Origin of the sequence: Sphingomonas agri (assembly GCF_038148795.1) — a bacterium.
GTDB lineage: Bacteria > Pseudomonadota > Alphaproteobacteria > Sphingomonadales > Sphingomonadaceae > Sphingomicrobium > Sphingomicrobium agri.
In genome coordinates this window covers 1,234,563-1,247,137 of record NZ_JBAPEU010000001.1, presented here as the reverse complement: position 1 = coordinate 1,247,137, position 12,575 = coordinate 1,234,563, and the positions used below count along the sequence as shown (strand labels likewise).

The following is a 12,575-nucleotide window of genomic DNA, read 5'->3' as shown; positions in this document are numbered from 1 at the left end:
TTGAAGGGCAGCCTCAGGTGCTGACGGGGGCGCGGCATGCCGAAGCTGTTTCTGAGCTATTCCCGGAAGGACGAGGCAAGGGCGCGGCGCCTCGCCGAGTGGCTCGCGGGTGAAGGCCACGACGTATGGCGCGACGAAGACGACATCGGCGGCGGCGCCAGCTTCTCATCCGAGATCGAGAAGGCGCTTAAGGACTGCGATGCAGTCCTTGTGCTCTGGTCGGCGGAATCTGTCCAATCGGCCTGGGTGCGGGACGAGGCAGGGTTTGGTCGGGATGCTGGAAAGCTGATCCCACTTTCACTCGACGGAACCGAGCCGCCATTGGGCTTCCGGCAATTCCAGGCGATCGCGCTCCCCTCATGGAAGAGACATCACGATCCTCCAACCGGGGATCGCATCCGACAGGCGATCGCAAGGCTCGCCAATCTCCCCCAGGAGCAGCGCACGGTGCCTCGAACGGCAAGCCGCGCCCGCTCGGAAACACTGGCCTCAAGGTTACGCATCGCTGGCGGCGCAATCGGGATCGCTGCCGCGGCCCTCGCCGCACTGTTGCTGTGGCAGCCCTGGTCGACCGGCCGCCAAATCGCCATCGCCGTCCTGCCCTCGCCCCAGTCGCCCGACCGGGCGATGGCAGCTGACTACGCGAACGTCGCGGCGGCGGACATGGCGGCCTTCCTTCCGAGGCGCTTTGACCGGGCCACTGTCATTGCGCCGGCGAACTCGAGCGGGGTTGCTTCAGACTACGCGATGAGGATTTCGACCGATCCCCACGGCCCCGGGGCGAACGCTACATTGACGCTGTCGGACGAAGACGGACGCACGACTTTATGGTCGGAGAACTGGAGCGTCGCCGACGCGGCCGCAGCGGACCTCAAGGCGGAAGTATCCGCGTCCGCTTCAAAGGCGGCGCTCTGCCTCACGGAGGCAAGGGGCGGCAGTAAACGACTCTCGCAGCCGGCATTGGGCCTGTATCTGAGCGGCTGTAGCGGACTTGGGGACACCAAGATTTCAAACGAAGACTATGTGACGATGTTCGAGCGGGTGACGAAACTCGCCCCCGACTTTCCCCGCGGCTGGGACTATCTCGCGCTCATCCGCTCATGGATCGCATCGGGACTTCGCAATAGTTCGCCCGCCGCCTACGCAGCTGCACTCCAAAGCGCGCGCGAGACCATCACGAAGGCCCGAAAGCTCAACCCCGACAGTGCCATGAGCTACGATGCCGAATATCACCTCATCTCCAGGGATACCTTCCGGGCACTGCAGCTTCTCGATCAAGGCGCAAAGATCGACCCCGGCGACGGGCGCATACAGATGCACCTTTCCAATCAGCTCCTCTCGGTCGGGCGCTTGGCCGACTCCGTCCAGGCAGCCCAACGAGGCGTCGAACTCGAACCGGTCTCGCCATACACGAGGTCGGAGTACATCCTGGCGCTCGTCTATTCCGGACAATTCTCGAAGGCTCAGGCGGACATTGCCGAGGCTCGAAAGAAGTGGCCGAACGATCCTGCGATTGCCGACGCCGACTTCACCCTTCAGCTTTTCTTCGGTGATGCGCGGGCGGCCCTTGGTGACTTGCCTCGAATCGAGAGCGCAAGCGATGCCGCGATGCTCCCCTACCGAAAGCTCATTGCAGCGCGCCTCGATCCCACCCCAGCGAAGGTGAATGATGCGATTGCCGCTTTCGCCCATCAATCGTTGAATGACCCATCGGCGCGCAACGACCTTCTTGTGGCCCTGGGCAATTTCGGTCGCGTCGACCAGGTCTACCAACTGCTCGAAGACCCGTCGTTCCAGCCGCACGTCGAGACGGCCGCCCTCTTCAGGCCGTCCTTCGCCGCAGTTCGCGCAGATCCGCGATTCATGCATGTTGCCGCGCGTCTCGGGCTGGTGCGCTATTGGCGAGACACGGGTTACTGGCCGGACTTCTGCACCAACGAGCAGCTACGCTATAATTGCAAGGCTGAAGCGGCCAGGTACCGGAACTGAAAGTATCGCCGAGCTCGCCTTTGTCTTTCAAAGCGGCCGCGGATGCTTGACGGACTGAACCTTCTCTGCGTGAATCCCGGCCATGTCGCTCGACGACATTCAGCGACACCTGGCCCAAGCGCAGCGTGCCAGACAGGCCGGCGCTCCCGACCAGGCGCGAAGTCATTTCGAAGCGGTGCTCGCGCTCGATAATGAAGAGCCAACAGCACGGAACTGGCTTGGAGCCGATGCTCTTGCAAGGCAGGACGCGCCGGCTGCTGCGATGCATTTCGAAATCGCCTGCAAACGCGACCCCCGAGAACGGTCGCACTGGCTCAATCTTGCCGCAGCCTATCGGATCATGGGCGATGCCGAGCGCGAAAGGGCCGCGCTCGAAAAGACGCTCGATATCGATCGGACCGATCTACTGGCGCTAGTCCGCCTCGCGGAACTTCAGGAACGGGAGGGACAAGAGGCGGCGGCAGCAGAGCATTGGGCTGCCGTCCTTGCTCTGTCGTCGGGCATTCGCAACCCAACCCCCGAATTCGCGGCCGTTCTCGATCATGCCAGCCAGTATGTGAGAGACAAGCAGCAGAAGCTCGTCGCCGCCATCGATCGGGCGCTTGCCGACGACCTCATCAGCGCAAGTGAACGGGAGCGGCGACGGATGCGCACTGCTGCCGATGCGTGGCTCGGGCGGCGCCCCATCTATGCGAACCATTGCGAGGGTCTTCATTATCCGTTTCTGCCGGCCGACGAATTTTTCGATCGCGATCAATTCCCCTGGCTCGATGAGCTCGAAGCCGCGACGGCCACCATCAAGGCAGAGCTCCAGGCGATCCTCGCCGAAGCCTGCGAGGAGCTGACGCCCTACATTTCCCTCCCGCCGGGAGTGCCGGAAAACAAATGGTCCGGATTGAACAAGTCGCTCGACTGGAGCGCCTTTCACCTCTGGAAAGAGGGCGAGCGGTTCGACCAGGCCTGTGCTCGCGCGCCGCGCACGGCGGCCTTGGTTGAATCGCTTCCGATCTGCCACATCAAGGGACGCGGACCCAATGCGTTCTTCTCGATCCTGAAGGCCGGCAGCCATATCCCGGCGCACACCGGAGTGACCAACGTGCGCAGTGTCGTCCATTTGCCGCTGATCGTCCCTGGGCAATGCGAATTTCGCGTCGGCGGCGAGACCCGCAGCTGGGTCGAGGGCGAGGCGTTCGCTTTCGACGACACGATCGAGCATGAGGCGTGGAACCGCAGCGAACAGGACCGCGCGGTCCTCATCATCGATGTCTGGAACCCGTATCTCAGCGATCATGAGCGAGACATGATCTGCACGCTCTACGGAGCCGCCGACGTGGAACGCAGCTAAGCCGGCGGGCGAAAGTCGCGAAGTAGAGGCCTTTGATCTGTCCGCCGCAGGAAAAACCTCAATCGGGTCCCACGTCGAGGAGACCGACCTCGCTCTGATACTGGTGGGGATGCGGCCGAACGAAGATCCGGAAGATCTCGGGATGCTTCTTGCGCAGCTTCGTCTCGAGGCTCCCGATCAACCGCTCGATATCGGGTGTTCTTAGATCATCCTCGAACTCGAGCCCGACATTTGCAATCACCTGGTCGGGCGCGAGCTGGCTCGTAAGAATGCCCTCGACCCCCACAACTCCAGGCTCATGTTGGGCCGCATCGCGGATGGACTGCGCAATCTGCGGCCGGGCCCGCTCGCCGATGAGAAGGTCCTTGCTCTCGCGCGCAAGGATGAATGCCACGAGGGCAAGGACGAGGCCGATGACGACGGAGGCAGCGCCGTCGAGCCACGGTGCGTCGAGGGGCGTGCTGAGCGCGGTTGCGAGCGCTGCGATCGCCAGCCCCGTCAAGGCGGCACTGTCTTCGAGCAGCACCATGAAATTGGGCGGGTCCTTGCTCGCCTCGACAGCGGCAAGGACGGGCCGGTTGCCGCGCACGCGCTTGAATGCCGACCAGCCGAACCACCAGCTTATCCCTTCAAACACCGCCGACACGCCGTAGACGGCGAAATTCATGGCATGGTTGGTGATCGGCTCGGGGTAGAGGATGTGCTGGATCCCTCCGTAGATCGTGACACATGCGCCGAGCATGAAGATGAGGAGCGCGACTACGAACGACCAGAAATAGAGCTCTCGCCCGTAGCCCCATGGATGGAGGCGATCAGGCGGCCTCGCGGCGCGGTGCTGGCCATAGAGAATCAGGATCTCGTTGCCGCTGTCGACGATCGAGTGAACGGTTTCGCTCAGCATCGCCGAACTTCCCGAAAGCGTCGCTGCAATTCCCTTGGCGGCAGCGATGAGAAGATTGCCTATGAGCGCTGCGATGATGGCAGTTCGCGTGGAATGCTCGGCCATGGGACGCAGAACCGCCGCCCAGCCCAATCGTTGCCCCGGCACTTGGCGGCGCCAGTTCCTTGGGACTGCGTTTTGGCGTATCATCAGAGATGCTCGGCAGGTGGCAGGGGGAAACGGCCATGCGAGCAATTGTCTGTCTTGGCGCAGCGCTTGCGCTTCTTGGAGCGGGTTCCGGGATTGCGGAGGCCAAAACCCGGCACACCACCCACCGGCATCGGACAGCGCATCATCCAGTTCGCCATCATGCCGCGGCGGCAATCAGCTGCGGCGGAACCGAACGCTGGGACGTCAAGGACGGCAGCGATGCAGGAGCACCCCACGTCCACCCGGTGCCGGTCAATGGCATCACGATCGCCGACCTCAACCAGCTCTTGCCGCAGCCGCTCGATGCCGACGGCCGGATGCAGGAAGAGAAGGTCATCTACCGGATCACGGGGGTCCTGAGACGCTTCAAGCACGATGCCGACGGGGATTATCACGTCGTGATCGCCGACGATGCGACGACGCCTTACGCTCTGCTTCAAAGCCCTGCTTCAGGCCATTCGATGGTGGTCGAGGTCCCTGATCCCAATTGCATCCCTGGCGCAAGTCACAGTTTCGGCCCCTCCTATTTCCTTGCCCAGCTCCAGGAATCCCGGACGGATTTCGAGGCTGCCGTCAAATCCCTGCCTATGAACAAGGAGCTCGGCACCCGAAACATCCCAATCACCGTCACAGGGGTGCTCTTCTTCGACTTCCTCCATGGCCAGACGGGTCACGGGCTTCCCCATCCGAACGACGGCCCGGTCCGGAAGAGGAAGGTGGTCGAACTGCACCCCGTGCTCTGCAACGACGTGAACGGGTACAGGGAGCAGGCCGGGAAACCCGGCTGCTGAAGTTCGGCGGAAGACGGCCGGCGGCTAGTGCAATACCGGCCGCGCTTTCCAGCGGCTCCTGAGGATGTCCCAGCGCCCGTACTGGTCGGCTTTCTTTGGGTCGGGGTCGCGATAGTCCTGCAGCCAATACTTGAACCAGTCGAGATTGCGCTCGTAGGCCGCCATGCGATGGCGCGGCTGGACCTTGATGTGCGCCTCGTCGGGAAAGGCGTAGAGCTCCGTCGGCGTGCCTTGCGCGGCGAGCCGGGCGTAGAGTTCCGGCACACGGCGCGCCTCCATCTCGGGCATCTGGAACAGGACCGGAATGCGGATCCTTTCAACATTGAGCGCGGGCGAAACGCGCTTCCACCGCTCCGGCGTCTCGAACGGCGTCCCGTAGCCCCAGACCTGGCGGATCCTGGCCGGGATGTCGCTGCCGGGAATGGCGCTCAGCCAGTAGCTTCCCGGTTCGGGCTGGGGAGAGGTGACCGAGAGCGCGGCAAGGAGGTCCGAGTGAAACGCCACCCAGAACGCGACCTCGCTTCCAAAACTGAGGCCGCCCATCCCGATCCTCGATCGGTCGATCTTTTTCTCGCTCCACAGCTGGTTCACAAGCGAACGCACCGCGGCGAGCCCGGCCTCGTAATTGAGGACCGCATCCTGGGGCGGCGTGAACGGGACGGAGTTGATGCATGCGACGGCAAATCCTGCGTCGAGAAGCTGCGGGATCGGCCATTCATTCCCCTCGCCGCCGCGAAGAAAGCCTTCGCACGTGTAGTAATTGAGATAGAGCGGCAGGGCTCCCGTGGCCGGCCCCGCCGGCCGCATCAGGACCGCCGCCGCCTCGCGGCCGTCACCGATGTTCCACCTTCGGTAGTCGACCTGCGGACGATAGGCTGACCTCAGCTCCCGGTTGGGATCGTAGAGAAGGGTTCGGGCGCCGGTGTCGAGATCCACCTTCTCCACGGCGGGCGGTGAAGCGGGAGCCGCTGAAACGCAAACGGCCGCGAGATGTGAGATGGCGCAGGGAAGCTGGTTGCGGCGACCGCCGCTAAGCAATCCCTGCGCTCCCGCAAGCTTCCGCAGGCGGCCTGTGCCGGTGTTCCAGAGAAAGAGGCTCTGGCGCATTTCCGGGTCGATGAAGGTGACCAGGAGGTCATTCGAGCCCGGCCGCCAGGCGAGCGAGGAAATCCGCGAGGAGGTGCAGACGAGCTCGTTGCAGGAAAGCACCCTGCCGCCGGCAAGCGTGACCTTCAGCATTCCCTTTCCCCCGCTTCGGGAAGCCAGCGCCACGTCGCCCCGTTCGTTGGCGGCGCTGAGCGGCGGAGGCCAGCTGGGCAAGGTGAAGAGCGGAACCGCCTGGGCCGGACCGGTCGCGACGTCCTTGCCGCTTGCAAGTTCGATCCTGTGCTTCTGCCTTGGCGATTGCCACAGCAGTCCGTCGCGGACGAACCAGTAACCAACGAAGCGCTGGCTCGACATGCGCCCGTCGATCGAGGCGCCCCGATAGAGGTTCTCGGCAAGGTCGACGGTCGGATCGACGAGAATCCCGGAATCATATTCCCGGCGCTCGGCCCTTGCGATTTCGTCGCGCGTCGCGCCGACCTCATAAAGGACCGAAGCGCGGTCCGGGCTGAGCGAATAGGAAATCACGTTCGCATCGCCCAGGACGAGGGGGGCAAGCCCCTCCCCTCCAGCGTCCGCTCGCCACAGGCCGACCCGGCCGTCGATCAGCGCGCGCAGGATGATCGTGTGATTGTCGCTCGCCCAGAGGGCGCTTTCGGGCTGCACGGACCCGGGGTCGAGATAGATGGGGTCGCCTCCGCTGCCGATGTCCCTCACGGTCCCGGTGCGAAGGTCGACCACATGCCATCTCAAAACATAGGTGTTCAGCGCGACGTCGGCGCGCTCCGTGCGAAACGCTGCAAACCGCCCGTCGGGAGACATGCTGAGGCTGTCGATGTCGGTCAGTTCAACCAGGTCCCGAACCGTCACCGACGCCCTCGAAGTGTCGGAAGCGCAAAGCGCGAACAGCATCGCCCCCAGCAAGCGTGCCGCATTACTCACCAGGATCCCCGCAGCTGGAGCGATACCATCCGCCCGAGGCCATTTGCGTTGACGGGATCATAGCCGACGGATTTGCTGGAGCCCGCTTCCGGCACCAGGCGCGGTGGCTTCGTGTCCATCAGGTTCTGGACATTGAGTGCCAGCCGAACGCCCTTCAGTGCACTCTCGTGCGTCGCGGTCCCGTCAAGGGCGAGGCCGACATCAAGCGTCGTGAAGGAATGGACGGGACGGACAACCAGGGTGCGCCTGTCGTGATAGGCGCCCGCATAATTGAGGAAGGCGACCGCGCTCAGAGGCCCATGCGTCCAGGAGATGCCCGCACGCCCGCGCCAGCTCAATGGATTATAGGGTGTGTCGAGAGCATGGATCCAGGGACTGGCGCTCGTCAGCTTGTTGTCGAAGCGGAAGATCTTGTTCGCGTTGAGCTCGGCGTGAAGATTGTCGTTGGGGCCGACCGGCAGATCGTAGTTGAGCATGAGGTCGAGCCCGCTCGTCCGTGTCTGCGCAGTGTTAGAAACCCTCGCGTCCACCACTGCCACGACATCGCTCGGGCGTGCGTGGCCATTCGTGAAACCCGGGCCGGAAAAATCCAGCAACTGGTTCGCGCCCGCAAAGAGGTCGGCCACCGACGTCGCGGCGGGACTAAGCGTCACCACCGGTGAGAAGGCGGGATTGCCGATGAAGTTGATACTCGGGCTCGGGAGCGCAATCCGGTTGCTGAACTCGATGCGGTAATAGTTTGCGCTGAAGCGCAGCCGCGGGATCGAGGTCGGCGCGACGTCGAGGCCCAGCGACCAGCTCTTCGAGCGTTCGGGCTTCACCTTGGGATTGTTGCCGACGAGCGCAGCGCCAACTCCCGGGGTTGCAGCGCTCGGGTTCTGGTAAAGGATCGCGACCGGGAACAGGAAAACGTTGTAATAGCCGAAGCTCTCGGAGAGGAGCGGCGCCCGGAACGAGGTTCCGTACGAGCTCCTCAACGCAATTCCCGGCAGCGGCGACCAGCGAAGCCCGAATTTCGGATTGAAGGTCGATCCGATGCGCTCATAATGCTCGAAGCGCCCCGCCGCGGTGAAGACGAGTTGCTCGAACCCCGGCCGCCGGTTGGACGCGCTGAACAGCGGGAGATTGAGCTCCCCGTAGCCCGAGCTGACGGTACGCGCGGCATCGACGACCGTTGGAAGATTGACGCTCGTTGCGAACAGGCTCTCGAAATGCTCGCGCCTGACGGCGCCGCCAATCGCGAGCTTCAGTGCGCCCGCGGGCAAATCGATCAGGCTGCCGTCAGCCTTGAACGCTGCTTCGCTGAACGAGTTGAGCGTGTTGGATCTGTTGAATAACGCGGTGCCCTGCGTTTCCCGTTCGCGCGTTCGCGAGCGGAAATAGCTCCCGCTCGCTTCGACGAGCCACGATCCGCCGGGCTTGAGCTGGAGAGCGGCGGTCCCGCCCAAAGAGCGTGCTTGGGCCTCTGCGGAAACGGGAATTTGACTTGCAGTGAAGAAGGTCCGGCTGGTCTGCCGGTCGGCAAACAGTCCGGAGAGATCGACCGCGAGGTTGCTCGTGAGATCCTGGCGGAGCGTGCCATAAAGACTGTGTCTCTTTTCGCGCGGCAGGAGATACCAGTTCGCTGGAAGATTGATCGTGAAACTCCGGTCCCTCGCCTTGACCGGCTCCTGGTCGCGATATTCGTAGGCGATGAGCGCGCGCCCGCTGCCCCAGGTCTTTCCCGCACTGAGACCCGCGAGAAGCTGCCGGCCACCGCCCCGCGTGCTGCTTCCGATCTGAAACATCGGCTCGATCCCGTCGAAATCGGTGCGGAGGATGAAATTGACGACGCCGCCGACGGCATCGGACCCGTAGATCGCGGACGCACCGTCGGTCAGGACTTCGACGCGCTCAACGGCCGTGATCGGGATCAAGGACACGTCGACGAAGGCGCCGGTGTCACTCGGGGCAATCCGCCGGCCATTGATGAGGACGAGGGTCGCGCGCTGGCCAAGACCGCGAAGATTGATGCCGGCACCGTTCTGGGTGATGTCCTGGCCGCTCCCGGGCACGCCGAAATTCTCCTGGTCGACACCGGCCGAGAGGTTCTGCGGCAGCCGCCTCATGAATTCCTCGACCGAACTCGAGCCGGACTGATCGATCTGCTTGCGGGTGAGCGTGATGACGGGCGAGGTCGAAGCTGCGCCGCGCACGTGCGAGCCGGTGACGACGATCTCCTCGCCCGTACTACTGCGCGCCGGGCGGTCATCCTCGCGCGCCCCGCGCGAGACGATGATCGTGTCGCCGATGAGGCGCCCCGAGAGCCCGGTTCCGGCGAGAATTTGCAAGAGCGCCTCGTCGGCGCTGAGATGTCCCGCCAGTGGGGGCGCTGTCCGGCCGGCGACGAGCTGATCGTCGACGACGAGGTTGCGGCCGCTGAGACGCGCAATCCTCAGCAGCGCCTCGCCAAGCGGCATTGCGGGCATCGCAAGCTCGAGCGGCGCCGATTGGGCCCGCGCGCAGGCCGGCTGGACGGCGACGGCAATGGAAAGCGCAGCGAAGATCGATCTTCGAAAGTGGCAGTTGGTCATGGTCAAATCCCCCCTCTCCCGCCGCTTCGAATTCGAAGCGTGCGAGAGGGAGACGGACGACCTCTCGTTTTCCCCCGGCTTTTTTTAGCGGGCGAGCCTCAGCGTCCCCGCCGACGTCCTGGTAAGCTCGAGCCCGAACGCTTCTGCAAGCGAGCTTGCGATTTCCTCGCTGCTTCCCTGTTGAAAGACGCCGGTGACCCGAAGGTTCGAGAGCCGCGGGTCGATCTCGATCGGAGGTCCCGCGCGGACCGCGTTGATCCGTGCAACCGCGTCCCCGAGCGGTTCGGCACTGAATTCCATGACCTCGCGGCTTGGTCGTTCGCTAGTAGCCGCCCCGGGGAGCGCGCCGGGGCCGCCAGGTCCTACTGCTTCGCCAGTGGTGACCACTCCCTTCCCGTCAACGACCCGCGCCTCGACACTGCCGCCGTTCGCCTCGGCGCTGCTCGAGCCCGCGACAATGCGGAAAGGCCGGCTTTCGTGTCTGATGGTGAAGCGAACCCGGCCGCGGCGGACCTCGGCGAGCCGGCCCGAGGGACCCAGCTCAATCCTGACTTCGCTCGACGGCGCCATCTCGAGATCAGAGCCGTCGGCGAGCGTGACCTTGCGGGCCTGGGCGCCGCTCGAAAGCATCACGCTTTCAAGATGGATGGGCCTGAAGGCCCGGCGCAGCTCATAGCCGCCAACAAGCAGCAGTACCGCAGCGGCCGCAGTCGCAACGGCGGTTCGAAGCCCAAACCTCTGACTGGAGAAGGCCGCCTCAAGGTTGCGCCCGCGCCCGATCTTGCTCGTTCTGAGCACGCCCGAATCGGCGTAGGCAGCCGAGACCGACTGGTAGGCCTCAGCGTGCGCTGGATCCTCGGCAAGCCATTGTTCAAAGGCTTCCCGGTCCGCGCTTGAATGTGCGTCCTCCAGCCGCTTCACCCATGCCCGCGCCTGCTCGCGCTCGCGGTCCTTGAAGGGAGGAGCGATCACGCGCGATCGCGCCCGATTGCCCGGTCCACTGCGGCGATTGCCTTGCTCATATGCTTTTCAACCCCCTTGACGCTCAATCCCGTGCGCGCGGCAATCTCGGCATAGCTCATGCCATCGAGGCGCTTGGCGAGAAAGATTTCGCGAGTCTTGGGATTGAGACGTACCATGACTGCTTCCAGCCGGCGAAGCGTGTCGCGATGCTCAAGTTCGGCAAAGGGACTGTGACTCCAGTCTCCCTCATTCTCCTCACGGTGACTCCGGCGCGTCTCCTGCGCACGGGTCCTGTCACGAATGAGATTGACGCAGATCCTGTAGAGATAGGCGTCGGGCCTTGCGACCATCACGCGCCTTGCAACGCTCAAGGCACTGAACTTGGCGAAGGCCTCATGAACGATGTCGCGGACCGTTTCCCGGTCGAAACTGCCCGAGCCAAAGTGGCCGATGAGATGGTCGGCACGGTCGCGGTAGAGGCTTTCGACGTGCGAGCGCCAATCGTCTGCTGCCCGGAAGTCCCCCGGAGGGACTGCATCAGCGTCCCCGAGAGATCTCTGCCGCGGGGCCCAGCCATCGCCTTTCATGGCCGCACCGTCGGCCAGGCGAATTGTTCGAGCCCCAATTGAGCCGGCGACACTGCTCTTGCTCCTCCAGGCGGAAGCCCGAAAGCCGGGTGTTGAGAGCAAGCTTGGACTCGCGCCGGCGCCTTTAACCGCAAGCGGTCTGGACATACGCGCCGGCCACCCGGCGGAACCCGGTCGGCCTGTTCCAAGCAGAGTTCTCAAGCTCCGGCGCCGTGCTTCAGCGCGCGTGCAGAGTGTCGCAATCTTTTCAAGCCCGCAAGCGGGCGGCGCCGAATGTTTCGTGTGCTGCTTTAAAAACGCCCTTGGGTGCTTCGAGCAGCACTTCCGAAACCCTCTGTCCTGGACCGGAAATTGCGCTAAACCTGAGCCACTTGGCACCGATCGGGATGCTGAATTTGGGAACCTCGCTGAGGCTTCCAAGGTTTTGAAAGCGATTGCCGGGCCGAGGGATAGTGGACAGACCAACTCCTGCCGATCGCGCCGCGCGGCGGGCGCCGATCGATCCGACACAGGCCGCAGGCCATGTCGGCGACGCCTTGCGGCGGGCATTCCCGCTCCCTGAGTCCGGCGCCTTCAGCGATCTCCTCGCTGCCCTCGAAACAAGCGAACCGCGCCGCTGAGAGCTCGGTCGCAGAGCCCTAGCACACAGAAATCCAAACGCTTCGATCCCGAAACGAATAATGGGGCTTAACAGCCGCTCGCGACTGGTAAGCGGCTTAAGCCGACCACAGGCCAACGATAACCGCTCCCCGTATCCGCTCCGAACGCTAGGGCGCCGGCACCTTTGACAACTTCAACGAAGGAAATAGCCCATGAAATCAACCAAAGTGCTGCTGATCGGAGCAGCAATGGTGCTCGGATCAGGCACCGCCATCGTCCAGGCACAAACCCAGCCAGCAACTCCGGCAACACCAGCTGCCCCGGCAAGTCCTGCGGATCCATCCGCCGGAACTCCGGCCACTCCTGCGGCCAAGGCGACGCCCGCCGAACCCGCGGTGCCCGCGGCAGCATCGGCGGAAACGGTCGCCTCTGAGAAATCCGCGGCCGCACCGGCGTCGGATCTCCAGACTGCGCCCGTCAAAGGCAAGTCGAAGAAGAAGCCACGCTAGGCGATTTGGGCGAAAGAGCGGCCCGGCGACAATCGGGGGGCGCCGGGCCGCTGTTCGGGTGAGGGTTTGCCTCGAGACGTGA

The 12,575-nt window shown here is 63.9% G+C and carries 10 protein-coding genes; 5 read left to right on the top strand and 5 right to left on the bottom strand.

Translation table 11 applies throughout. From position 1 onward, the window contains the following. The first annotated feature begins 36 nt into the window (after positions 1-36). Both V8192_RS06195 and V8192_RS06190 read left to right on the top strand, forming a co-directional pair. On the top strand, positions 37-1,989 hold the full coding sequence (locus V8192_RS06195) for a TIR domain-containing protein (protein WP_341632173.1): 1,953 nt from the start codon (positions 37-39) through the stop codon (positions 1,987-1,989). A gap of 82 nt (positions 1,990-2,071) precedes the next feature. After that, entirely contained in the window at positions 2,072-3,334 is a 1,263-nt protein-coding gene (locus V8192_RS06190) for an aspartyl/asparaginyl beta-hydroxylase domain-containing protein (RefSeq protein ID WP_341632172.1), read from the top strand. Between the two features lie 58 nt (positions 3,335-3,392). On the opposite strand, the gene V8192_RS06185 is transcribed toward V8192_RS06190, so the two are convergent. Continuing rightward, on the bottom strand, positions 3,393-4,340 hold the full coding sequence (locus V8192_RS06185) for a cation diffusion facilitator family transporter (protein ID WP_341632171.1): 948 nt from the start codon (positions 4,338-4,340) through the stop codon (positions 3,393-3,395). A 119-nt stretch (positions 4,341-4,459) separates the two neighbouring features. On the opposite strand from V8192_RS06185, the gene V8192_RS06180 reads away from it, so the two are divergent. After that, the gene (locus V8192_RS06180; protein ID WP_341632170.1) at positions 4,460-5,215 is read left to right on the top strand and encodes a hypothetical protein; all 756 of its coding nucleotides are present in this window, start codon (positions 4,460-4,462) and stop codon (positions 5,213-5,215) included. A gap of 24 nt (positions 5,216-5,239) precedes the next feature. On the opposite strand, the gene V8192_RS06175 is transcribed toward V8192_RS06180, so the two are convergent. From V8192_RS06175 to V8192_RS06160, 4 genes are all read right to left on the bottom strand, one after another. Continuing rightward, a complete protein-coding gene (locus V8192_RS06175; protein ID WP_341632169.1) occupies positions 5,240-7,231 on the bottom strand; it encodes an Atxe2 family lasso peptide isopeptidase in 1,992 nt (663 codons plus the stop codon). 26 nt (positions 7,232-7,257) lie between these two features. Next, the gene (locus V8192_RS06170) at positions 7,258-9,834 is read right to left on the bottom strand and encodes a TonB-dependent receptor domain-containing protein (RefSeq protein WP_341632168.1); all 2,577 of its coding nucleotides are present in this window, start codon (positions 9,832-9,834) and stop codon (positions 7,258-7,260) included. An 84-nt stretch (positions 9,835-9,918) separates the two neighbouring features. Beyond that, positions 9,919-10,806, bottom strand: coding sequence for a FecR family protein (locus tag V8192_RS06165; RefSeq protein WP_341632167.1), 888 nt, complete (start codon positions 10,804-10,806; stop codon positions 9,919-9,921). Beyond that, entirely contained in the window at positions 10,803-11,384 is a 582-nt protein-coding gene (locus V8192_RS06160; RefSeq protein WP_341632166.1) for an RNA polymerase sigma factor, read from the bottom strand. Before V8192_RS06160 ends, V8192_RS06165 begins: the two co-directional genes overlap by 4 nt. 452 nt (positions 11,385-11,836) lie before the next feature. Between V8192_RS06160 and V8192_RS06155 the strand changes: the two genes are divergently transcribed. Beyond that, a complete protein-coding gene (locus V8192_RS06155; protein ID WP_341632165.1) occupies positions 11,837-12,004 on the top strand; it encodes a hypothetical protein in 168 nt (55 codons plus the stop codon). Positions 12,005-12,196: 192 nt separating this feature from the next. Then, the gene (locus V8192_RS06150) at positions 12,197-12,493 is read left to right on the top strand and encodes a hypothetical protein (RefSeq protein ID WP_341632164.1); all 297 of its coding nucleotides are present in this window, start codon (positions 12,197-12,199) and stop codon (positions 12,491-12,493) included. Positions 12,494-12,575 lie beyond the last annotated feature (82 nt).